The sequence below is a fragment of the Streptomyces sp. MMS24-W38 genome (assembly GCF_059889265.1).
Genome location: NZ_JCBCPP010000001.1, coordinates 2,893,399 through 2,914,316, shown reverse-complemented (window position 1 = coordinate 2,914,316; position 20,918 = coordinate 2,893,399). Strand labels below are relative to the sequence as shown.

The following is a 20,918-nucleotide window of genomic DNA, read 5'->3' as shown; positions in this document are numbered from 1 at the left end:
TCACCGGGGACGACGACGATCCCCCGACCGGCCTAACGTGGCACCGTGACCGAGACCACCCACACCCACTTCGCGGCCCCGCCGCCCGGGGACGAGGCCAAGACACGCAGCCCGGAGTACCGGCTGGCCCGGAACGTCCTGCGTGGGCTGCGCCAGGACCTGATCCACGACGCGTTCGCCTACCGCCCCCTCCCGCGCCGCGAGACGCACGGCCGCCTGGTACGGCTGCTGCCCCGCCGTCTGCGGGAGTACGCGGGCTGGGCACCGCACGCCCTGGTCGTCGCGATCGCCCTGCTCGCGTTCGGCGTCTCCGACGGCTCCTTCGGGGTGATCCTCGGTCCGCTCGCCGGGATCCCGGTCCTGATGACCCTCGTCCGGCCGGTCGGCGCGTTCTGGCTGTCCATGGGGGCCGCCGTCGTCTCCGCCCTGTTCGGCAACACCTGGGGCGACTGGCCGTGGTCGGCCGGCTCCTTCGTCTGCCACCTCACGGTGCTGACCGTCGTCGCGCTGCGCACCGGGCCCCGCACGGCCGCCTGGATGTGGGCGCTCACGGCGCTGTACGGCACGCTGGCCGGTCCCCTTGATCCGTACCACTACGGGGGCAACACCGGTCCCATGCTGGTCTTCTCCGCGCTGATCCTGCTGTGCGTGGCCGTGTGGCACATCCGGCGTTCGGCCGAGGAGGAGGTGACCGCCCAGCAGACGGTCACCGCGCACGAACGCTCCCGGCGCACGCTGCTCGAGGAGCGCACCACCATCGCCCGCGAGCTGCACGACGTGGTCGCCCACCACATGTCGGTGGTCGCCATCCAGGCCGAGGCCGCGCCCTACCGGGTGGAGAACCCGCCGCCGGAGCTGGAACGCGCCTTCGCCACCATCCGCGAGAACGCGGTGGCCGCACTCACCGAGCTGCGCCGGGTCCTCGGCGTGGTCCGAGCCGAGGACTACGAGGCTCCCGACGCCCCGCAGCCCACCCTCGCCGACCTGGACGCCCTGCTCGCCAACGTGCGGGACACCGGTCTGGACGTGGAGAAGGTGGTGACCGGCGCGGTGCGCGAGCTGCCGCAGGGCGTGGAGCTGTCGGCGTACAGGATCGTGCAGGAGGCGCTGAGCAACAGCCTGCGGCACGCGCCGGGCGCGAGCGCCCGGGTCGAGATCGGGTACGTCCTCGGCGGCCTCGGTCTGCGCATAGTCAACGGTCCGGTGCCCACACCGAACCTGGTGAAGCCCTCGCCCGGCGCCGGGCACGGCGTCACCGGCATGCGCGAGCGGGTCACCATGCTGAACGGCGAGATGACGGCCGGCCCGACCGACGACGGCGGCTACGAGGTCGCGGTGTTCCTGCCGGTCGCCTCGGTGAACGAGGGAGAGGCATGAGCGACGGCGACCGCACCATTCGCGTCCTGATCGCGGACGACCAGATGATGGTGCGCGAGGGCTTCTCGGTCCTGCTGAACGCGATGCCGGGCATCGAGGTCGTCGGCGAGGCCGTCAACGGCCGGGAGGCGGTGGACCGGGTACGCGAACTCGCCCCCGACGTCGTCCTGATGGACATCCGCATGCCCGAGCTGAACGGCATCGAGGCGACCCGCGAGATCGTCGCCGCCGACAGCACTGCGAAGGTGCTGGTGCTGACCACCTTCGACCTCGACGAGTACGTCTACCAGGCGCTGCGCGCGGGCGCCTCCGGCTTCCTCCTCAAGGACGCCTCGGCCCGCCAACTCGCCGACGGGGTAAGGATCGTCGCGTCCGGAGAGGCGCTGCTCGCCCCCACGGTGACCAGACGCCTGATCACCGAGTTCTCCAAACTGTCCGAGGCCCCGCGCCTGATGCCGTCCGCGCACGCGGCCTACGGCGACCTGACCGAACGCGAGACGGAGGTCCTGGTGCTCATCGCGCAGGGCCTGTCGAACGCGGAGATCGCCGGACGGCTGGTGGTCGCCGAGTCCACGATCAAAACCCATGTGAGCCGCGTCCTGGTGAAGTTGGGCCTCCGTGACCGCACCCAGGCAGCCGTCTTCGCCTACGAGGCCCGGCTGGTGACACCGGGCTGACCAGGCTGACCGGAGAGTTCGCACCACACGTACTTGCCCCGGTTGCCGAACCGGGAGAGCGGATGCCAGCCCCACAGGTCGGAGCAGGCCCTGACGAGGGCGAGCCCCCGGCCGTCCTCGTCGGTGCCGCTGCCGCTCAACCCGGCGGGAGCGAGCGGCGGTTCGGGGTCCGCGTCCCACGCGCCGATCCGCAGCACGCCGGCCGACCACCGCACCCGCAGCGAGGCGGGCCCCTTGGTGTGCAACACCGCGTTGGTGATCAGCTCCGTCGCCAGCAGTTCGGCGACGCCGACCAGGCGGATCAGGCCGTGCATCGTGAGGATGAGGCGGAGGGTGCGGCGACTGATGGTGACGGCGCGCGGGTCGTTCGGGATGTACAGGGAGTACTCCCAGGGCTCGTCTTCGGGCATGCGTCGACTCCGTTCGGTGAGGGGAGGGGGCGTCGCAGCCACCGGGCGGTGTCATTGCCACAGCCGTCATGACAGGACGGAGCGGTGCGCTTCCGGTGCCCCGGTGTTTCGCAGCGTGTGCGTCGCGTCACTGACGGTAGAGGAGTAATTTCTCCTCTCGCAAGCTGTTGCCATAATTTGGCACTCGAACGTGGCACGTACGCAGAGGCGTTGGGGACGGAGAACGTATGGCGCCGAGGAGTAATCCCACCGCTCGGCAGGTGCGGCTGGGGACTGAGTTGCGCAAGCTGCGCGAGGCGACGGGCATGAAGGCGCGCGAGGTGGCGGCGTTCCTGAACTCGACTTCGGCGCAGATGAGTCAGGTGGAGTTGGGCATCTCAGGCGTCAGCGCGGAGCGCGTTCGTCGGCTGGCAGCTCATTACGGCTGCGGGGACGAGGCGTTCATCGACGCTCTGGCGTCCTTGGCCAGTGAGCGGTCACACGGCTGGTGGGACGACTACCGAGGAGTCCTGCCACAGGTGAACATGGATGTGGCCGAGGCGGAACATCACGCGACCTTCCTGCGGGAGGTTGTGATCACGCACGTTCCCGGGCTTCTCCAGACCCCGGACTACGCTCGGGCGGTCTTCAGGTACATGCGCCCTGATCTGCCCGAGAGTGAACTGGTGCCGCGCGTGGAGCACAGGATGAGACGGCGCAAGGCGATCGAGGGTGACAGGCCAACCCCGTACGAGACGGTGATTCACGAGTTCGCCCTGCGTATTCGTGTGGCCGACCGCCAGACGGCCGTGTCTCAGCTTCGGCTCATCCTGGATGAGATCGAAGAGGGCCACGCCACCGTGCGGATCATCCCGGTCGACCGGGACGGCTTCGCTGGTGCTGACGCATCGATGATGTATCTGGGTGGGCCGGTGCCCAAGTTGGACACGGGGCTCCTCGACTCACCCACGGGCACCCTGTTCATCGATGCGGCAGCCCACTTGGATCGGCTCCGAACGCTTTTCTGCACGGTGAAGAAGTCGTCGCTGAACCCCTCGGAGTCACGGGACTTCGTTCACCGCTTGACGAAGGAGCTTTGATGAACTGGCGGAAGTCCACCTACTCCGGCGGCGGCGAAGGCAACACCTGTGTCGAGATCGCGGAGGTGCACCCCCGCATAGCCATACGCGACTCCAAGGCCCCCGCCCGCGCCACCCTCTTCGTCCCCGCCGACTCCTTCACCGCCTTCATCGAGTCCGTGAAGCGACACCCTCGGCCAGGGGCGTGAACCCGCTAGGTCAGTCACCTGCGGGGGATGTGTCGAGGGAGTTGGCCCGCGTCGCTCCAGAGGTCCGGGACCGGCTCGCTGTTCGGTTCGGGGCCGAAGTGCTCGCTTGGTGCGACGAGTTGCCCGACCGCGTCGGCGAACTCGCTGCGCGTTGGGATCTGGAGCCGGTCGCGGCGGGTGGCGGAGGCACCTCGCGGGTGTTCCGCTGCGTGAGACGTGGTGCCGGTACCTCGGTGTGGCTGAAGCTCACGCCGGAGTCCGCGCTTGCCCGCGAGGAGGCCGAAGCGCTGCGGGCCTGGGCAGGGACGCCGTCGGTCGTCACGCTGCTGGCAGAGGACGCGGCCGCCGGGGCCCTGTTGCTGGAGGACGTGGAGCCGGGAGTGCCCGTGCGGCAGCAGGCTTGGAATCTGTCCGAGGTCGCGGCCCTGCTGCGAGACCTGCGGGTCTCGCCCCCTGGACCGGGGGAGTGCTCGGTGGTGCGGCCTCTCTCGCACCGGATCGGCTTCCTGTTCGACTTGGTCGACCGCAGGCTGACGGCGACCCGCGTGAACGGCCTTGATGTCTCTGCGGTGCTGGGGCGGGCCCGAGCGAGGGCTCTGGAACTTGCCGCCGGCGGACCCGTGGCACTCGTGCACGGTGATCTCCATCCGGCCAACGTGCTGTCCGGTCCGGGTGCCCGCATGGTGGCGATCGACCCGAGGCCGGCGTGGGGCGACCCGGACTTCGACGCCGTGGACTGGGTGCTCGACGGGGCTGTGGATCCAGCCGTGCTGGAGCGGAGGATCGAGGAGCTGGCGGCGCTGGTTCCCGGCATGTCTCCTGAGCGCGTGCTGGGTTGGTGCGGGGCCCTGTCCACCCTCGTCGCGGTCCCCGGAGTGTGCGCGGGACGGGACGACGCGGAAACCCGGTTCCTCATGACCCTGGCCGGCGGCTGATCCGCCCGCCGACTGGGGCGGGCCCCGTACCGCACTCAGGGGAAGCCGCTTTCCATGAGGGCTCTGGGCACGGGGACGGTCGGCGTTCTATGGTCCGGGCATGATGGCTGAATCCGACCTCGTGTTCGACCCCTGGGACCCGGCGTTCGTCGCCGATCCGTATGCCGGCTATGCCGAGCTGCGGGAACGGGGGCGGGTGCACTGGTTCGAGCCGACGAACCAGTGGCTGGTGCCGCACCACGCGGACGTCTCGGCGCTGCTGCGCGACCGGCGGCTGGGGCGGACGTACCAGCACCGCTTCACCCACGAGGAGTTCGGCCGGACGGCCCCGCCGCCGGAGCAGGAGCCGTTCCACACCCTCAACGACCACGGCATGCTCGACCTGGAGCCACCGGACCACACCCGGATCCGGCGCCTGGTGTCGAAGGCGTTCACCCCGCGCACGGTGGAGCGGCTGAAGCCGTACGTCGAAGGGCTGGCGACGGACCTGGTGGCCGCGCTGGTCGACGCCGGCGGCGGTGACCTGCTGCGGGACGTCGCCGAACCGCTGCCGGTCGCGGTGATCGCCGAGATGCTGGGCATCCCGGAGTCCGACCGGGCTCCGTTGCGCCCCTGGTCGGCGGACATCTGCGGGATGTACGAGCTGAACCCGTCGGGGGAGTCGGCGGAGAAGGCCGTCAGGGCGTCGGTCGAGTTCTCGGACTATCTGCGGGAGCTGATCGCCGAGCGGCGCGCGAAGCCCGGCGACGACCTGATCTCGGGGCTGATCGCGGCCCACGACGAGGACGACGACCGGCTCACCGAGCAGGAGATGATCTCCACCTGCGTGCTGCTGCTGAACGCGGGCCACGAGGCGACGGTGAACTCCACGGTCAACGGCTGGTGGGCACTGTTCCAGCACCCCGACCAGCTGGCCGCCCTCCGCGCGGACCACTCCCTGGTCCCCACGGCAGTGGAGGAGCTGATGCGCTACGACACCCCGCTCCAGCTCTTCGAGCGCTGGGTCCTGGACGACATCGAGATCGACGGCACGGTGATCCCCAGGGGTGCGGAGATCGCCATGCTCTTCGGCTCCGCCAACCACGACCCGGCCGTGTTCGCCGACCCAGCCCGCCTGGACCTCACCCGCGCGGACAACCCGCACATCTCCTTCAGCGCCGGCATCCACTACTGCATCGGCGCGCCCCTGGCCCGTATCGAACTCGCGGCGTCCATGACGGCCTTGTTGGAGCGGGCCCCGACCCTCGCCCTGGCGGAGGAGCCGAAGCGCAAGCCGAACTTCGTGATCCGAGGACTGGAGGGGCTGGCGGTCGAGGTCTGAGCCCGCCGCCCCGAACCGCGTCACCCCTGAGCGGACGGGGTACCGGACCCGTTCCGTGAAGGGGACCTCCGCGGTCCCGGGGCTGCGGGCCCGGAGACGGGTGCCGTGCCGAAAACCGTGAGCAGTCGGCGGGCATGTGTCACTCAAGCGCTCAAACGAGCGGCATCAGGACAGTGATGGCCGAAGTGCTCACGGTTTTGGGACGGTGTGTCCTCCCCGGGGCGTGGGTGAGTGTCCCGGCAGCGCCCCCATCGAGGCCGCCGTCCCACCGGGCGGTCGCGGAACACCGTCCGTACGAGCAGCCGACCGCCCTTGAGAAGGCCCGATACACCGTCACTCGATTCCACGCCCGCCGGGCAGCACCGCCGGCCCCGACCCGCGACGCCACCTTCAGAACCCTTGTCCCCTCCGGAGGAACACCCCTGCACCGGCCCACGCCGCGCAGGCCGGGGGCGCGTCCCACCGGGCGGGGCCGCGGCACGGTCACTTCGTCTCCAGGTCCCGCCGTCGGAAGCCCGCCAGGCCCAGCCACACCAGGCCGGTGGCGACCAGGGACAGCAGGAGCAGGGGGAGCCAGTCCATGTCCGCGGCGGGGAGCCGGGGGACATGACCGAACGGGGAGAGGTTGTTCGTCCAGCCCGGGAACCGGAGGATCTGGCCGAGGTAGCCGACCACGAAGGCGTACACCGGCACGATCCAGGCCGCCTGGCTCGCCCGCGGGAACCAGCCGAAGAGCACCACGGCCACGCCGACCGTGACCCACAGGGCGGGCGCGTAGGCGAGGGCCGCACCCACCAGCTTCGGGAGCAGCGAACCGTCACCGGTCGAGGCCGCACCCGCGAGGCCGAAGCCGAGCCCGGCCAGCAGCAGCACGAACGTACCGCCGCCCATGGCCACGGCCAGGTGGCCGCCGACCCAGCGGGTGCGAGAGAGGCCGGTGGCGAGGAGGGGTTCGGCGCGGCCCGCCGTCTCCTCGGAGCGGGGCCGCAGCGCCGCCATGACGACGTACACCGCTGCCACGACAGTGAGGACGACCATGACCATGGAGGCGAAGGACTCGGCGATGCCGGCCCCGCCGATGCGGTCCAGGGCCTCCTGGATCTCGTCGATGCCCTTCAGCATCTCCTCGACGTCCCCGAGGATCGATCCGTACATCGCGCCCATCAGGAACAGGCCCGCGCCGAAGCCGATCAGCATGCCGCGGTGCAGCCGCAGGGCGAGGCCGACCGGTGTGGCGAGCGCGTCGGAGGCCGTGGGGCTGCCCAGCTTCTCCGGGCGCAGGCCCGCGCCCACGTCGCGGCGGGTGGAGAGCACGAAACCCGCCGCCGCGCACACCACCGCGAACGCCAGGCAGAGCAGCAGCGGCCACCAGCGGTTGTCGACGTACGGGTAGCTGCGCTGTACCCAGCCGATCGGGGACAGCCAGGACAGGGCGCCGTTCTCGCCGCTGTCGCCAGCGGCCCGCAGCACGTAGGCGAGGCCGATGACCGCGAGCGCCATGCCGGACGCGCCGCGCGTGTGCGCGGTGACCTGGACGGTGACCGCGGCGACGGCGGCGAAGACGAGACCGACGGCGGCGTGGGCGAAGCCGTAGAGCAGCGAGCCCGCCGTGCCGCCGTCCCCGAGCCCCATGCCGGCCAGGCCGAAGGCCAGCAGCAGCGCCAGGGCGAGGTTGGCCAGGACCGCGACGGACAGGGCGGCGGCGAGATGGGCGTGGCGGCCGACCACCGTCGAGCGCACCAGCTCGGCGCGTCCGGTCTCCTCCTCGGCGCGGGTGTGCCGGGTGATGATCAGCACGCTCATGAGGCCGACCAGGACGGCCATGAAGCCGAGCATCTGGTGGCTCAGCATGGAGCCGAAGCCGTGGTCGTCGAGGTAGTGGCGGGGGCCGGACATGGCGAGGCCGGCCGGGCTGTCCATGCTCCGGGCGGCGTTCGCCCGGTCCTCCGGGCTGCTGTACAGCGTCTTGAAGCTGTTCGCCGTGGAGAGCGTGCCGAGGAACAGGGCCAGGATCCACACCGGGAGCCGGACACGGTCCCGGCGCAGGGCGAAGCGGATCAGCGTCCGGGTCCCGGCCAGCGCGTTGCCGCCCGCGACCGGTCCGGCGGGGGCCGGCGCCTCGGGGGCGGCAGTCGCGGTGGTCATCGCGAATCTCCGTTCGTGCCCTGTTCGGCCTGTCCGTCGGCGCGCCCGATGTCGTGCCCGTTGGCGGCGAGTTCACTGCCGTAGTGGCGGAGCATCAGCTCCTCCAGGGTCGGCGGATGGCTGATGAGACTGCGGATGCCGAACTCGGTGAGCTTGCGGACCGCTCCGTCGACCTGACCGCCGTCGACGGCGAAACGGACCCGGCCGGTGGCCTCGTCGAGGGTCCGCAGGTCGTGCACGCCGGGCAGCTCGGCGAGGCCGGTGGCGGGTCGCTCGGTCTCCGCCTCGATGGTGGTGCGGGTCAGGTGGCGCAGCTCGCCGAGGGTGCCGGACTGGACGGTGCGCCCCAGCCGGATGATGCTCACCCGGTCGGCGAGCTTCTCCACCTGGGCCAGGATGTGGCTGGAGAGCAGGACGGTCTTGCCCGCCGCCTTGGCCTCGCCGATGACGTCCTGGAAGACGACCTCCATGAGGGGGTCCAGTCCCGCGGTCGGCTCGTCGAGCAGCAGCAGCTCGGCGTCGGAGGCGAGCGCGGCGACGATGGCGACCTTCTGCCGGTTGCCCTTGGAGTAGGCGCGGCCCTTCTTGGTCGGGTCCAGGTCGAAGCGCTCGATGAGCTCGGTGCGCCGCTTCCCGTCCAGGCCGCCGCGCAGCCGCGCCAGCAGGTCGATGGCCTCGCCGCCGGTCAGGCCCGGCCACAGTTCGACGTCGCCGGGGACATAGGCGAGGCGGCGGTGCAGCTCCACGGCGTCCGCCCACGGATCGCGGCCGAGCACCTGGGCGGCGCCCGAGTCGGCACGCAGCAGACCGAGCAGGACGCGGATGGTGGTGGACTTGCCGGAGCCGTTCGGGCCCAGGAAGCCGTGGACCTCGCCGGACTCGACGTCCAGGTCGAGACCGTCGAGTGCGCGCGTGCGACCGAACGACTTGTGGAGTCCGGACACGGTGATGGCCTTCGTCATGACGACGAACGTACATTTCTTTCAGAATTTTGTGAAGTTAAGGAACCGTATGAACGGCGGCTAGACTGGCGAACGGCGTCTGAACAGGGGAGATGATCGGGACATGGCGGAGTCGAGCGCGACGGACCGGGATCCGGAGGCCGTCTCGCGGTTCGTCGAGCACTTCGCGGCGCAGCTGGTGGAGGCCGGACTGCCGCGCATGCCCGCCCGGGTCTTCGCCGCGCTGCTCTCCTCCGACACCGGTGTCATGACCTCCGCCGAACTGGGGGAGCGGCTGCGGATCTCGCCCGCCGCGGTCTCCGGCGCGGTGCGCTACCTGGCGCAGCAGCACATGGTCTCCCGCGAGCGCGAGCCCGGCTCGCGCCGGGAGCGGTACCGCGTGCGCGGCGACCAGTGGTACGAGGCCCTCACCAACCGCGAGGCCGTCATCCGGCGCTGGGAGGACGCCCTGCGTGAGGGCGTCACCGGCCTGGGGCCCGACACCCCGGCGGGCCGCCGACTGGCGGAGACCCTGGCCTTCTTCGAGTTCGTGGAGAAGGAGGTCGAGGGGATGATGGCGCGCTGGCGCGTGCAGCGTGAGGAGCGCTTCGGGCGGGGTGGGGCATAGGCGTGGAAGCCGGTCACGCTCCTGTGAATGATCGGCCACGCCGAGTGGTGGCTGGTCCGCATCAAAGGGAGGGCGCATCATGACAGTCATGGCAGAGCGACCGATGATAAGCGGCACCGAGTCCGGCAACTTCGAGGAACTGTTGGACCTTCTCGACGAGCTGCACCTGCGCGACGGCTTCAAGGCCGAGATCATCAGGGGGAACATCGTCGTGTCGCCGTGGTCGAAGGGCTACTACCACCGCGTGATGCACCTGGTGTGCAAACAGCTGGAGCCGCATCTTCCCGTAGGGCATTCCATCGGTTGCGGCCCGTTCCTGTATGTCTTTCCGGGGGACGAGTGCGCGTACGGACCGGATATCCATGCCGCGTCCGAACGTGCCTTCGAGACGACCGGTAACCGTCTGGATGGCGAAGCCCTCTCCTTCGTCGCCGAGTTGACCTCCTCCTCCACCCGGGACGACGACCTGACCGACAAGGTCGAGGCGTACGGAAGGGCGGGTGTCCCCGTCTACCTGCTCCTCGACATGCAGGAGGAACAGGCCACGGTCTTCTCGATGCCCTCCGCCAAGGGCTACGAGGCTCGCTGCTCCAAGCCGTTCGGCGAGAAGCTGCCGATTCCCCAGCCGTTCGACTGCCTGCTGGACACGACCGGCTTCAGCGCCCCCTGAGCCGGCCGGTCAGCTCTTCGGCAGAGTCAGCCCCAGGGCTCCCTCCAGCACCACCCACGTCCGGGTCCGTACCGGCCCCGACACCACCGCGTCCGCCCGGTACCGGAAGTGCGCGCCCGACACCGTGACCGCCCGCCCCTCCGCCAGCAGCGGGGACGCCTCCGCGCCCACCGACGCCGGACGCACTTCGACCCTGGCCGCCCCGGAGGTGCCCGGGACGACCGACACGGCCTCCACCGGCTGATGCAGGTCGACCAGTGTCTCTCCGTCGACCTCCACCCGCAGCCGGGAGGGATGCGCCTCGGTGACGGGAGCGATCTCGGGCGGCCGGGCCGGCACCAGGGTCCGTACCAGGGACCGGCACGTCTGCAGCCAGGGACGACCCACCCCGCCGACCGTCTCCCGTGCCGGCGTCACACCCCCGACCGGCGGGATCCGCACCGCGCCGAGCACCACGCCGTCGCTGTCGTCCACCAGCAGGTCCATCCGCCGCTCGGCGCCGTCCAGCACGGCCCGTGCCGCCGCCACCGTCCCCGTGGGCACCCCCAGCGACCGGGCGAGGGACAGCGCGCCGCCGACCGGCACCAGGGACAGCGCGCAGCCGGTCAGCTCGCGCTGCCGGTGCAGCACCCCCACCGCCCGCGTCAGGGCCCGGTCGTCGCCGATCACCACCGGCCGCCGGGAACCCAGCCGGGCCAGCGCGCGAGCGAACTCCTCCGGCCCGTCCGGCAGGCAGACCTTCGTGCTCGCACCCCCACTGAGCACGTCTTTCGCGATGCGCACGGACTCGCCGTCCCTGCGGCGGGCGACCGGATCGATGACCACCAGGAGCTGATCGGACGTCGGGGAAGTCGCCACCTCGGCCATGCCTCGCTTCCTCGGGTAGCATCTTTGTGCAAGAGCCCCTTTGCACTTTTGCGCAGGGGCTTCGTCTATTCCGGGGCACCCGGTCCGACGGTTGGCGGCCAACGGTGGTCGCGGTGCACGCGGCGGAGATCCACCGCGTACGCCCCTGACCCTGGACATGCCCCGCCCGGAAGGGGTGTACGCGCGTGCCCGCACTTGTGCTGCTCGGTGCTCAGTGGGGTGACGAAGGCAAGGGAAAGGCGACGGACCTGCTCGGAGGTTCCGTCGACTACGTGGTCCGCTACCAAGGCGGCAACAACGCAGGCCACACGGTGGTCGTGGGTGACCAGAAGTACGCCCTCCACCTGCTCCCTTCCGGAATCCTGTCCCCCGGCTGCACGCCGGTCATCGGCAACGGCGTCGTCGTCGACCCCTCCGTCCTGCTCTCCGAGCTGAGTGGGCTGAACGATCGAGGCGTCGACACGTCCAAGCTCCTGATCAGCGGCAACGCGCACATCATCACGCCGTACAACGTGACCGTCGACAAGGTGACGGAGCGCTTCCTCGGCAAGCGCAAGATCGGGACGACCGGTCGCGGCATCGGCCCGACCTACGCCGACAAGATCAACCGCGTCGGCATCCGGGTCCAGGACCTGTACGACGAGTCGATCCTCACCCAGAAGGTGGAGGCGGCGCTCGACGTCAAGAACCAGATGCTCACCAAGCTCTACAACCGGCGCGCGATCGCCGTGGACCAGGTGGTCGGGGAGCTGCTGGACTACGCGGAGAAGCTGGCGCCCTACGTCGCCGACACCGTCCTGGTCCTCAACGAGGCCCTGGAGCAGGACAAGGTGGTCCTCTTCGAGGGCGGTCAGGGCACCCTGCTCGACATCGACCACGGCACGTACCCCTTCGTCACCTCGTCCAACCCGACCGCGGGCGGCGCCTGCACGGGCGCCGGTGTGGGCCCGACGAAGATCAGCCGGGTCATCGGCATCCTCAAGGCGTACACGACCCGCGTCGGCGCCGGCCCCTTCCCGACCGAGCTGTTCGACGAGGACGGCGAGGCGCTGCGCACCATTGGCGGCGAGCGGGGCGTCACCACCGGCCGCGACCGCCGCTGCGGTTGGTTCGACGCGGTCATCGCCCGCTACGCGACCCGGGTGAACGGCCTGACCGACTTCTTCCTCACCAAGCTCGACGTCCTCACCGGCTGGGAGCAGATCCCGGTCTGCGTGGCCTACGAGATCGACGGCAGGCGCGTCGAGGAGCTCCCCTACTCCCAGTCGGACTTCCACCACGCGAAGCCGGTCTACGAGATGCTCCCCGGCTGGTCCGAGGACATCACCGGGGCGAAGTCCTTCTCCGACCTGCCGAAGAACGCCCAGGCCTACGTCAAGGCCCTGGAGGAGATGTCCGGCGCCCCGATCTCCGCGATCGGCGTGGGCCCGGGCCGCGACGAGACGATCGAGATCAACTCGTTCCTGTAGGGCCCGGCCCTGCCGCACCCCGACGTCCCGGTGACCCGTCCAGGGTCGCCGGGACGTTCTCGTCTCCGGGGCGTTCGTGGCGTTCGGAGCGAGCCCGTACCCGCCCGGGGGGTCAGCTGAAGACGATCATCGAGCCCTGGGCCAGGCTTCGGGTCGCCGCCGCGTGCAGGCCGAGCCAGACGTGGCGTTCGCGGGCGAAGGGGCTGGGGTCGTACGGGGGCGGGACGGCGGGTTCCTCCAGCTCGGTCGGCCCCTGCGGGGGCTCCGGCGCGGCCGGGGGGTTCGCGGGGTCGATGCCGAGGGCCGGGGCGACGATTTCCAGTTCCCGCAGCAGTGCGTGGGAGGAGCCCAGCGGGCCGCCGCCGGCGAGGAGTCCGTCGCTGGAGAGCGGGGTCGGGAAGTCCACGGGGACGTACGCCCCGGCGTGGTCGTAGTGCCAGACCAGGTGCGACTGCTGGGCCGTCGCCTCGAACATCTCCAGCAACTGCTCGTAGTCACCGCCCAGTTCGCCCACCGGCGTGACCGGCAGCCCGCACACCTGGAGCAGGTACGTGCGCCGCAGGAAGTGCAGCGCGTCGTAGTCGAAGCCCGCGACCGGGGCGACCTCGCCGGACAGTCCCGGCATGTACTGGTACACCGGCACCGGCGGCAGCCCGGCCTCGGCGAGCACCTTGTCGTACTGCGCGATCTCCTCGGCGAACGGATTGTCGGGCGTGTGGCACAACACGTCGACGAGCGGTACCAGCCACAGATCACAGGCCAAGAGGGCTCCTCGCACAGCACGTGGGTCGAAGACACGTAGGTCGTCAGAGAAGGGTATCGGCGCGGGGCGGGGGCGGCTCCCCTCGTGCAGGCCCCTACCCGTACGAACACGGGCGACGCGGGCGCCGCGCCCCGGAACCCCGTGCCCGGGGCCCCGCGGTCAGTCCGGTCGGTCCGGGGGGAGCCGCTCGATGAGGCTCAGGGAGTGGGCGTTGTACGAGTCGATGATCGCGCGAGCGGAACCGGTGTCACGGCGCGACAGGGAATCGACCAGATCGGTGTGCTCGGACCACAGCCGTCCCCGGAGATCGGGCAGCCGACGCAGATGCTGCACCGCGCACACCCAGGTCTGCACCCGGAGCCGGTGCAGGAAGGCGGTGAGGTAGGAATTGCCGAACAGGGCCCCGAGCTCGCGCCAGAAGCGCAGGTCGTAGCCGATCAGAACGGTGAGGTCCCCGGCGAGGGCCGACCGCTGCGCCTCCTCGCCGCGCCGCCGGACCCCGGCGAGCGCGGCGGCGACCCGGGGCTCCTCGGGCCGCAGGGAGGCCAGGCGTCCCTCGGGGTCGGTCAGGGCGTGGAACATCCCGTCGACCACCAGGCCGCGGGCCTCGATCATGCCGCGGAAGTCGTCGACGGAGTACTCGTGCACCCGGAACCCCCGGTGCTGGTCGGCGTCGAGCAGTCCCTGCGCCGACAGATCGACCAGTGCCTCCCGCACCGGGGTCGCGGACACCCCGTACTGGTCGGCGATCTCCTTGACGGTGAACTCCTGCCCCGGCTGGAGCCGCCCGGCCAGCACCTCGTCACGGAGCGCGTCGGCGATCTGCTGCCGCAGCGTGCTGCGGGTCACCGCGCCGTTGCCGCTGGTGCCGGGCATGGTCGGGCGTCCCCCTCATCGCGTTCGAATGACGTGCACACATCTGTCCACGGTGCCGCCACCTTACGCGTTCACCCTTCCCGAGCCTGTTCGAGTGCCCGCCGGGGCCGACAACCCCCGGCGGGCACGGGGCGCCAGGTCACTCCACGTACTCGTCCGCCACCGACAGGGCCGAGTCCAGTGCCGCCAGGCCCTCCTTCAGCTCGGCCTCGGTCGTGTTGCACGGCGGCACCACATGGGTGCGGTTCATGTTCACGAAGGGCCACAGCCCGCCCGCCTTCGCGGCCGCCGCGAAGGCGGCCATGGGGGCGTTCGCCTCGCCGGTCGCGTTGTACGGCACCAGCGGCTCCCGGGTCTCCCGGTTCCGCACCAGTTCCAGTGCCCAGAACATGCCGACCCCGCGGACCTCGCCCACGCTGGGGTGCCGTTCCGCGAGTTCGTGCAGCGCGGGCCCGACCACCGACGTGCCGAGCCGCGCCGCGTTCTCGACGACGCCCTCCTCGGCCATGACGCCGATCGTCGCGACGGCCGCGGCGCAGGCCAGCGGATGCCCGGAGTACGTCAGCCCGCCCGGGTACGGCCGCTTCCCGAACGTGTCGGCGATCGCCCCGGAGATCGCGACGCCGCCGAGCGGCACATATCCGGAGTTCACGCCCTTCGCGAAGGTCATCAGGTCCGGCACGACGTCGTACAGGTCCGCCGCGAACCACGTGCCGGTCCGGCCGAACCCGGCCATGACCTCGTCCAGGACGAAGACGATGCCGTACGTGTCGCACAACTCGCGGACCCCGGCGAGGTAGCCGGGCGGCGGCGGCATGATCCCCGCCGTGCCCGGAACGGTCTCCAGGACGATCGCCGCGATCGTCGACGGCCCCTCGAAGGTGATCGTCGCCTCCAGGTGCTCGAGCGCCCGCGCGCACTCCTGCTCCTCGGTCTCGGCGTAGAAGCGGGAGCGGTACAGGAAGGGCGCCCAGAAGTGCACGACCCCGGCCGTGCCGCTGTCGGAGGCCCAGCGGCGAGGGTCACCGGTGAGGTTCACGGCCTGCTGGGTGCCGCCGTGGTACGAGCGGTACGCGGAGAGCACCTTGGGCCGCCCGGTGTGCAGCCGCGCCATGCGTACGGCGTGCTCGACGGCGTCCGCGCCCCCGTTGGTGAAGAAGATCTTGTCGAGGTCCCCCGGCGTCCGCTCGGCGATCAGCCGCGCCGCCTCCGACCGCGCCTCGACGGCGAACGCGGGCGCGAACGTCGTCATCCGCGCGGCCTGCTCCTGGATCGCGGCGACGACCTTCGGGTGCTGGTAGCCGATGTTCGTGAAGACGAGCCCGCTGGTGAAGTCGAGGTAGCGCCGGCCGTCGTAGTCCCAGAAGTACGACCCCTCCGCCCCGGCGACGGCGAGCGGGTCGATGAGCTCCTGCGCGGACCAGGAGTGGAAGACGTGCGCACGGTCGGCGGCCTTCACGGCGGCCCCGACCTCGGGGTTCGGCTGAGGAATCATGGCGCCGAGGGTAAGCCGTGGCACCGGCCGCCCGACATCGGCGGCCTGTCTGCGGTCCGTCGCTTTCCGCGACAGAGTGTCGACCGCCGTCGGCGATGGGGAAGCCCGTCGCCGACGACCGGTGAAGGCATTCGGTGAGGCGGAGTTCGGACAGGCGGTCCATTCGTTGAACGCCTGTCCACCGTGCTCGACGGACTCGGCCCACCCGTTACGGAACCGTGGACGAAGCCCTGGTCACCCCGGCCCAAGCCCGGTCTATTCTCGGGCTGTTGCTCACTGTGGGGGGGAAGGCGGCGCGACGATGGAGATGCACGGGCCGGGAGACGGCGTGCCGGGGGCGCCGGGCGACAGGAACCCGGGGAGGATCGGCGCGTACCGGCTGCTCGCGCGGCTCGGGGCCGGCGGGATGGGGCACGTCTACCTGGCCCGTTCCGACCGGGGACGCACCGTCGCCGTCAAGCTGGTCCGTGAGGAGCTGGCCCGGCAGGAGGAGTTCCGGGCCCGTTTCCGCCAGGAGGTGCGGGCCGCACGGCAGGTCGGCGGCGCCTGGACCGCGCCGGTGCTGGACGCGGACACCGAGGCCCCGGTGCCGTGGGTCGCCACCGGGTACGTCGCGGGGCCCAGTCTCCAGCAGGTGGTCGGGCAGGACCACGGCGCGCTGCCCGAGCGCTCGGTACGCATTCTCGCCGCCGGTCTCGCGCACGCGCTGAAGGACATCCACGCCGCCGGCATCGTGCACCGCGACCTCAAGCCGTCCAACGTGCTCGTCACCATCGACGGGCCGCGCGTCATCGACTTCGGGATCGCGCGGGCGATGGAGACCGTGACCGACGGCGGACTCACCCGCACCGGCGCGCTCGTCGGCTCGCCCGGGTTCATGGCGCCGGAGCAGGTGCGCGGCGACCGCGTCACCTCCGCCTGCGACGTCTTCTGCCTCGGCGCGGTGCTCGCCTACGCGGCCACCGGCGAGCTTCCCTTCGGCACCGCCAGCAGCGGGGTGCACGCCCTGATGTTCCGCATCGCCCAGGAGGAACCCGACCTCGGCCGGGTCCCCGAGGGCCTCGCCGACCTGGTGAGGGACTGCCTGAAGAAGGACCCCGCCCAGCGGCCCACGCTCGACCGGATCCTGGAACGCACCGGCGCCGAGGACACCGTCGTCGACGGCCGTTCCCGCGATCCCTGGCTGCCGGGCGCCCTGGTCGCCCAGCTCGGCCGGCACGCCGTGCGGCTGCTGGACGCCGAGGACCCGGAGGCGCCCCCGGCAGCGGCGGCGGGGGCGGGGGGTACGACAGGGGCCGCCGGGCAACCCGCACCGCCCACGCCGCCCGCACTCCCCGGACCGGACGGTTCCGCGCCCGCCGCCACCCCCGAACACGCCCCCGCCCCCGACGGCTCCGCCCCACCGGAGCCCCCGCCCGCGCCGGGCACCCCCGGTGACGGTGCGCCGGTGAACCACCTGCCCACCCTGGTCGCCGGCCGGAGCGCCACACCGACCCCGGGCCCCACCCCGGGCAACCCGGCGGCCGGGCAGGTTCCCGCCGCATACGGCCATCCCCAGCCGCACGCCCAGCCCCCCGGCTACGGCTACCCGTACAACGCCTACGGGGCCGCCGGCTCCACCCCGCCCTACGGCCCGCCACCCCTCGGCTCGAGCCCGCCCCCGTACGGCCCGGCGCGGACACCGCGGGGCGACCGTTCCACCGCGCTGCTCGTCGTCATCGCGCTGGTCGTCGCGATCGCCGCCGGCGGCACGGTGTACGCGCTCATGAGCAGCGGCGACGGCGGCGACAGCGCCGGCGGCGATCCCACGGCCACGGCGACCGACGGCACGTCCCAGGGCACCGACCCGACTGCCGACGGCGAGGCCTCGACCGGGCCGGACGGATCAGGCGGTGCAGGTGGTACGGGAGGCACGGGCGACCCGGCCCGGTCCGGCACCCCCGCGCCGACGGACGGGGTGATCCCGACCGGCTACCTGGGCAGCTGGTCCACGACCATCGACAACGCGAGCGGCCTGCACACCCGCACGCTGACCATCCAGCAGGGGGAGGTGGGGGACACGGTCATGTCCCTCGTCGCCGACGGGCCCACCGGCGACGGCACCTACCACTGCGTGTTCGAGGCCGGCCTCTCCGACGCCCCGGACTCCGGCGACCGGCTGCGGATCGGCCCGTCCAGCGTGACGGTCGGCCAGCCGCGCAGCGCCTGCACCCCGGGGTCCGCCACCGAGATCACCCTTCGCCCCGACGGTTCCCTCCAGCGCGTGAACACCAGCAACGGCGAGCAGCTCGTCTACACCCGGGACTGAGGCACCCGGCCGACTCCGCTCTCGCCGAAAGCCGTTGAGCGTCGTCCGGCGGACCTCGGTCTGCGAACCCCGCCACCCCGCCGTCCCGACTACCTGGGCTCCGGCGGGCGCTGCCGGGGCATGTTAGGGCGGGCCGCGCCCGGAGGGGCGGGGAAGCGGCCGTACGGCGCGGTCGCATCGGGGCGGCCCGTGCCCGCCGCGGCCCTCCGGACGCCCAGCGGCACGATCCCGCCGCGGAAGTCCGACGCCCAGTCCTCCGTCTCGGCCCGCACCAGCTCGCTCACGTCCTCCGAGAACCGCCGCAGCACCGACAGGCACCGCTCGGCCGCCTCACTCGCGGTGCCCTCGGCCGGGCCCAGCACCTCGCGGACGCACTCCGACGCCCAGTCGAACTGGAACGCCTGGAGCCGCCGCTGCACCGCCTGTGCGGTCGCCACGTCCCGCATCCAGCCGGACGTCACCCCGAAGAACCGGTCGGCGACCGCACACGCGACCGCCAGCAGCAGCGCCAGGTACCCCCAGGGGGTGGCCCCGACGGCCACCCGGGTCAGATCCAGCAGCAGCAGCGCCGCCCCGGTGACCGTCCCCGCCGCGGTCCCGGCGCGCAGGGCCCGCGCGCAGCGCCGCTTCCGCACCCGGTCCGCGAGATACCAGGCGGCGGTGTCCAACGCCCCCCGCTCCACCCACCGGTACAGCTCGTCCAGCCGGAGTGCGGGCTCGCCCCAGTCCCCGAGCGGAAACACCCGCCCGGCCAGATCGCCCGGCCGCAGCCCGGTCGCCCCCTCGCCGGGGCCGTCCTGCGGACGGCCCTCGGGCTGCATCTCCGGCTGACCCACCCCGTACTCCCTACTGACCTGACCCCTACCGACTCCTGCTCGACGTCTGCGCGACGTCTGCTCGACGGTTGGCGCGGACGTGCCCGGCCCTTCCTATCGCCCAACGGGTCGGGACGTCGGGGGTTCGGCTCCTCTTCCGCCCGAAAGAGGGCCGTGATCAGGTGGAGGGCCCGACCGGGACTCACTCGAAAGAGTGCTGGGGCGACGGCCGCCCGGACCACGTAGGCTCGTGCCGAACGGGAAAATCCCGTACGGACGGACCGACCAAGGAGCTGAATCGTGATCCCCGGTGGTGGCCAGCCCAACATGCAGCAGTTGCTCCAGCAGGCCCAGAAGATGCAGCAGGACCTGGCCAAGGCGCAGGAGGAACTCGCGCAGACGGAGGTCGACGGCAAGGCGGGCGGCGGCCTGGTGACGGCGACCGTCACCGGCGGTGGCGAGCTCCGGGCGCTGAAGATCGACCCGAAGGCGGTGGACCCCGAGGACACCGAGACCCTCGCGGACCTGATCGTCGCGGCCGTCCAGGCGGCCAACGAGAACGCTCAGACCCTCCAGCAGCAGAAGCTCGGCCCGCTGGCCCAGGGCCTGGGCGGTGGCGGCATTCCCGGTCTGCCCTTCTAGGACGGGGCGCGGGCCTCTACGGTACGTACTGAAGAAAACCCAGGAAGGACGGCAGTCCGTTGTACGAAGGCGTGGTGCAGGATCTCATCGACGAACTCGGGCGGTTGCCCGGCGTCGGTCCGAAGAGCGCCCAGCGGATCGCCTTCCACATCCTCCAGGCGGAGCCGACGGACGTACGGCGTCTCGCCCACGCCCTGATGGAAGTGAAGGCGAAGGTCCGTTTCTGCGCGACCTGCGGCAATGTGGCGCAGGAGGAGTTCTGCAACATCTGCCGTGACACCCGCCGCGACCGCGCGGTCATCTGTGTCGTGGAGGAACCCAAGGACGTCGTGGCCATCGAGCGCACCCGCGAGTTCCGGGGCCGCTACCACGTCCTGGGCGGCGCGATCAGCCCGATCGACGGGGTGGGCCCCGACGATCTGCGCATCCGGGAACTGCTGACCCGGCTGGCCGACGGCACGGTCACCGAGCTGATCCTGGCCACGGACCCGAATCTGGAGGGCGAGGCCACGGCCACGTACCTCGCCCGCATGATCAAGCCCATGGGCCTGAAGGTCACCCGCCTCGCCAGCGGCCTCCCGGTGGGCGGCGACCTGGAGTACGCGGACGAGGTCACCCTCGGGCGCGCCTTCGAGGGGAGACGACTCCTAGATGTCTGATGCCACGCTGCACGCGACCAACCGGAACCCGGACGACTTCTCGGTACAGATCGCGGATCAGATCGAGAGCTTCCTGGTCGCCGTCACGGAGGTCGCCAAGGGCGACGAGCCCGACTCGACGGTCCCCTTCCTCCTGCTGGAGGTCTCCCAGCTCATGCTGGCCGGCGGTCGGCTGGGCGCACACGAGGACATCGTCCCCGAGGAACGGTACGAGCCCGACGGGGGCCCGGAGGCCGACGTGGACGAACTCCGCGAGAACCTCGCCCGGCTGCTGGAGCCGGTCGACGTCTACTCCGAGGTCTTCGACCCCTACGAGCCCCGCACGGCGCCCGTCCCGGCCCGGATCTCCGACGACCTCACCGACGTCATCACCGACCTCCGCCACGGCATGGTCCACTACCGGGCCGGCCGCACCACGGAAGCGCTGTGGTGGTGGCAGTTCTCCTACTTCTCCAACTGGGGTCCCACCGCGTCGGCGACCCTGCGCGCCCTCCAGTCCGTCGTCGCCCACGTCCGCCTCAACCAGCCCCTGGCCGCCCTCGACGGCCTCGACACCGACCAGAGCATGGGCGACGACACCCTCGAATTCGAGGCGGGCAAGGTCATGGCGGAGGAAATAGGCACCCCCCTGGGCATGCGCCCGGTCACGTGAC

General features: G+C 71.6%; 21 protein-coding genes. 13 read left to right on the top strand and 8 right to left on the bottom strand.

All coding sequences use genetic code 11. From position 1 onward, the window contains the following. The first annotated feature begins 45 nt into the window (after window positions 1-45). Together AC6F7H_RS11990 and AC6F7H_RS11985 are read left to right on the top strand one after the other, a co-directional pair. Window positions 46-1,377 carry a sensor histidine kinase gene (locus tag AC6F7H_RS11990; RefSeq protein ID WP_500756962.1) on the top strand — a complete coding sequence of 444 codons (1,332 nt, stop codon included), beginning with the start codon at window positions 46-48 and terminating at the stop codon, window positions 1,375-1,377. Continuing rightward, window positions 1,374-2,054 carry a response regulator gene (locus AC6F7H_RS11985; protein ID WP_500756961.1) on the top strand — a complete coding sequence of 227 codons (681 nt, stop codon included), beginning with the start codon at window positions 1,374-1,376 and terminating at the stop codon, window positions 2,052-2,054. The genes AC6F7H_RS11990 and AC6F7H_RS11985 overlap by 4 nt, the downstream gene beginning before the upstream one ends. On the opposite strand, the gene AC6F7H_RS11980 is transcribed toward AC6F7H_RS11985, so the two are convergent. Continuing rightward, window positions 2,024-2,464, bottom strand: a complete 441-nt coding sequence (locus AC6F7H_RS11980; protein ID WP_500756960.1) for an ATP-binding protein — start codon at window positions 2,462-2,464, stop codon at window positions 2,024-2,026. The genes AC6F7H_RS11985 and AC6F7H_RS11980 overlap by 31 nt on opposite strands. A 227-nt stretch (window positions 2,465-2,691) precedes the next feature. On the opposite strand from AC6F7H_RS11980, the gene AC6F7H_RS11975 reads away from it, so the two are divergent. The 4 genes from AC6F7H_RS11975 (at window position 2,692) to AC6F7H_RS11960 (ending at window position 5,987) form a co-directional block, all read left to right on the top strand. Next, window positions 2,692-3,543, top strand: coding sequence for a helix-turn-helix domain-containing protein (locus tag AC6F7H_RS11975; RefSeq protein ID WP_500756959.1), 852 nt, complete (start codon window positions 2,692-2,694; stop codon window positions 3,541-3,543). Continuing rightward, window positions 3,543-3,731 carry a DUF397 domain-containing protein gene (locus AC6F7H_RS11970; protein ID WP_500756958.1) on the top strand — a complete coding sequence of 63 codons (189 nt, stop codon included), beginning with the start codon at window positions 3,543-3,545 and terminating at the stop codon, window positions 3,729-3,731. The genes AC6F7H_RS11975 and AC6F7H_RS11970 overlap by 1 nt, the downstream gene beginning before the upstream one ends. After that, window positions 3,728-4,666, top strand: a complete 939-nt coding sequence (locus AC6F7H_RS11965) for an aminoglycoside phosphotransferase family protein (RefSeq protein WP_500756957.1) — start codon at window positions 3,728-3,730, stop codon at window positions 4,664-4,666. Before AC6F7H_RS11970 ends, AC6F7H_RS11965 begins: the two co-directional genes overlap by 4 nt. Window positions 4,667-4,766: 100 nt before the next feature. Beyond that, on the top strand, window positions 4,767-5,987 hold the full coding sequence (locus AC6F7H_RS11960; RefSeq protein ID WP_500756956.1) for a cytochrome P450: 1,221 nt from the start codon (window positions 4,767-4,769) through the stop codon (window positions 5,985-5,987). Between the two features lie 483 nt (window positions 5,988-6,470). On the opposite strand, the gene AC6F7H_RS11955 is transcribed toward AC6F7H_RS11960, so the two are convergent. Both AC6F7H_RS11955 and AC6F7H_RS11950 read right to left on the bottom strand, forming a co-directional pair. After that, the gene (locus AC6F7H_RS11955) at window positions 6,471-8,132 is read right to left on the bottom strand and encodes an ABC transporter permease (RefSeq protein ID WP_500756955.1); all 1,662 of its coding nucleotides are present in this window, start codon (window positions 8,130-8,132) and stop codon (window positions 6,471-6,473) included. Then, on the bottom strand, window positions 8,129-9,094 hold the full coding sequence (locus AC6F7H_RS11950; RefSeq protein WP_500756954.1) for an ABC transporter ATP-binding protein: 966 nt from the start codon (window positions 9,092-9,094) through the stop codon (window positions 8,129-8,131). The genes AC6F7H_RS11955 and AC6F7H_RS11950 overlap by 4 nt, the downstream gene beginning before the upstream one ends. Before the next feature lie 103 nt (window positions 9,095-9,197). Between AC6F7H_RS11950 and AC6F7H_RS11945 the strand changes: the two genes are divergently transcribed. Next, window positions 9,198-9,701, top strand: coding sequence for a GbsR/MarR family transcriptional regulator (locus AC6F7H_RS11945; protein ID WP_500756953.1), 504 nt, complete (start codon window positions 9,198-9,200; stop codon window positions 9,699-9,701). A gap of 79 nt (window positions 9,702-9,780) precedes the next feature. Further along, the gene (locus AC6F7H_RS11940; RefSeq protein ID WP_500756952.1) at window positions 9,781-10,371 is read left to right on the top strand and encodes a Uma2 family endonuclease; all 591 of its coding nucleotides are present in this window, start codon (window positions 9,781-9,783) and stop codon (window positions 10,369-10,371) included. A 9-nt stretch (window positions 10,372-10,380) separates the two neighbouring features. Here AC6F7H_RS11940 and AC6F7H_RS11935 read toward each other — a convergent pair whose 3' ends face one another. Beyond that, the gene (locus tag AC6F7H_RS11935) at window positions 10,381-11,238 is read right to left on the bottom strand and encodes a diacylglycerol kinase family protein (protein WP_500756951.1); all 858 of its coding nucleotides are present in this window, start codon (window positions 11,236-11,238) and stop codon (window positions 10,381-10,383) included. A 185-nt stretch (window positions 11,239-11,423) separates the two neighbouring features. Between AC6F7H_RS11935 and AC6F7H_RS11930 the strand changes: the two genes are divergently transcribed. Then, the gene (locus AC6F7H_RS11930; RefSeq protein ID WP_500756950.1) at window positions 11,424-12,707 is read left to right on the top strand and encodes an adenylosuccinate synthase; all 1,284 of its coding nucleotides are present in this window, start codon (window positions 11,424-11,426) and stop codon (window positions 12,705-12,707) included. Window positions 12,708-12,819: 112 nt separating this feature from the next. On the opposite strand, the gene AC6F7H_RS11925 is transcribed toward AC6F7H_RS11930, so the two are convergent. The 3 genes from AC6F7H_RS11925 to AC6F7H_RS11915 all read right to left on the bottom strand — a co-directional run bounded on the left by AC6F7H_RS11925 (window position 12,820) and on the right by AC6F7H_RS11915 (window position 15,841). Then, window positions 12,820-13,470, bottom strand: coding sequence for a putative DNA-mimic protein (locus AC6F7H_RS11925; RefSeq protein WP_500756949.1), 651 nt, complete (start codon window positions 13,468-13,470; stop codon window positions 12,820-12,822). Between the two features lie 159 nt (window positions 13,471-13,629). After that, complete coding sequence (locus AC6F7H_RS11920; protein WP_500756948.1) at window positions 13,630-14,346, bottom strand: GntR family transcriptional regulator; 717 nt, start codon at window positions 14,344-14,346, stop codon at window positions 13,630-13,632. Between the two features lie 139 nt (window positions 14,347-14,485). Next, window positions 14,486-15,841, bottom strand: a complete 1,356-nt coding sequence (locus tag AC6F7H_RS11915; RefSeq protein ID WP_500756947.1) for an aspartate aminotransferase family protein — start codon at window positions 15,839-15,841, stop codon at window positions 14,486-14,488. Window positions 15,842-16,142: 301 nt separating this feature from the next. Here AC6F7H_RS11915 and AC6F7H_RS11910 point away from each other — a divergent pair, with 301 nt between their 5' ends. Next, window positions 16,143-18,149, top strand: coding sequence for a serine/threonine-protein kinase (locus AC6F7H_RS11910; RefSeq protein WP_500756946.1), 2,007 nt, complete (start codon window positions 16,143-16,145; stop codon window positions 18,147-18,149). A gap of 89 nt (window positions 18,150-18,238) precedes the next feature. Here the strand turns inward: AC6F7H_RS11910 and AC6F7H_RS11905 are convergent, their stop codons facing one another. After that, the gene (locus AC6F7H_RS11905; protein WP_500756945.1) at window positions 18,239-18,985 is read right to left on the bottom strand and encodes an SLATT domain-containing protein; all 747 of its coding nucleotides are present in this window, start codon (window positions 18,983-18,985) and stop codon (window positions 18,239-18,241) included. A 279-nt stretch (window positions 18,986-19,264) separates the two neighbouring features. On the opposite strand from AC6F7H_RS11905, the gene AC6F7H_RS11900 reads away from it, so the two are divergent. From AC6F7H_RS11900 to AC6F7H_RS11890, 3 genes are read left to right on the top strand one after another with little or no spacing between them, the layout of a single operon-like run. After that, entirely contained in the window at window positions 19,265-19,606 is a 342-nt protein-coding gene (locus tag AC6F7H_RS11900; RefSeq protein WP_109377194.1) for a YbaB/EbfC family nucleoid-associated protein, read from the top strand. A 59-nt stretch (window positions 19,607-19,665) separates the two neighbouring features. Beyond that, window positions 19,666-20,265, top strand: coding sequence for a recombination mediator RecR (gene recR, locus AC6F7H_RS11895; RefSeq protein WP_500756944.1), 600 nt, complete (start codon window positions 19,666-19,668; stop codon window positions 20,263-20,265). Further along, a complete protein-coding gene (locus AC6F7H_RS11890; protein ID WP_500756943.1) occupies window positions 20,258-20,917 on the top strand; it encodes a DUF5063 domain-containing protein in 660 nt (219 codons plus the stop codon). The genes recR and AC6F7H_RS11890 overlap by 8 nt, the downstream gene beginning before the upstream one ends. Window position 20,918 lies beyond the last annotated feature (1 nt).

What these genes read in the sequence shown, in the direction of transcription:
- AC6F7H_RS11985 (WP_500756961.1), top strand. Translation starts at nt 1,374, where the DNA reads ATGAGCGACGGCGACCGCACCATTCGCGTCCTGATCGCGGACGACCAG.
- AC6F7H_RS11980 (WP_500756960.1), bottom strand. Translation starts at nt 2,464, where the DNA reads ATGCCCGAAGACGAGCCCTGGGAGTACTCCCTGTACATCCCGAACGAC.
- AC6F7H_RS11975 (WP_500756959.1), top strand. Translation starts at nt 2,692, where the DNA reads ATGGCGCCGAGGAGTAATCCCACCGCTCGGCAGGTGCGGCTGGGGACT.
- AC6F7H_RS11970 (WP_500756958.1), top strand. Translation starts at nt 3,543, where the DNA reads ATGAACTGGCGGAAGTCCACCTACTCCGGCGGCGGCGAAGGCAACACC.
- AC6F7H_RS11960 (WP_500756956.1), top strand. Translation starts at nt 4,767, where the DNA reads ATGATGGCTGAATCCGACCTCGTGTTCGACCCCTGGGACCCGGCGTTC.
- AC6F7H_RS11955 (WP_500756955.1), bottom strand. Translation starts at nt 8,132, where the DNA reads ATGACCACCGCGACTGCCGCCCCCGAGGCGCCGGCCCCCGCCGGACCG.
- AC6F7H_RS11950 (WP_500756954.1), bottom strand. Translation starts at nt 9,094, where the DNA reads ATGACGAAGGCCATCACCGTGTCCGGACTCCACAAGTCGTTCGGTCGC.
- AC6F7H_RS11945 (WP_500756953.1), top strand. Translation starts at nt 9,198, where the DNA reads ATGGCGGAGTCGAGCGCGACGGACCGGGATCCGGAGGCCGTCTCGCGG.
- AC6F7H_RS11940 (WP_500756952.1), top strand. Translation starts at nt 9,781, where the DNA reads ATGACAGTCATGGCAGAGCGACCGATGATAAGCGGCACCGAGTCCGGC.
- AC6F7H_RS11935 (WP_500756951.1), bottom strand. Translation starts at nt 11,238, where the DNA reads ATGGCCGAGGTGGCGACTTCCCCGACGTCCGATCAGCTCCTGGTGGTC.
- AC6F7H_RS11920 (WP_500756948.1), bottom strand. Translation starts at nt 14,346, where the DNA reads ATGCCCGGCACCAGCGGCAACGGCGCGGTGACCCGCAGCACGCTGCGG.
- AC6F7H_RS11915 (WP_500756947.1), bottom strand. Translation starts at nt 15,841, where the DNA reads ATGATTCCTCAGCCGAACCCCGAGGTCGGGGCCGCCGTGAAGGCCGCC.
- AC6F7H_RS11910 (WP_500756946.1), top strand. Translation starts at nt 16,143, where the DNA reads ATGGAGATGCACGGGCCGGGAGACGGCGTGCCGGGGGCGCCGGGCGAC.
- AC6F7H_RS11890 (WP_500756943.1), top strand. Translation starts at nt 20,258, where the DNA reads ATGTCTGATGCCACGCTGCACGCGACCAACCGGAACCCGGACGACTTC.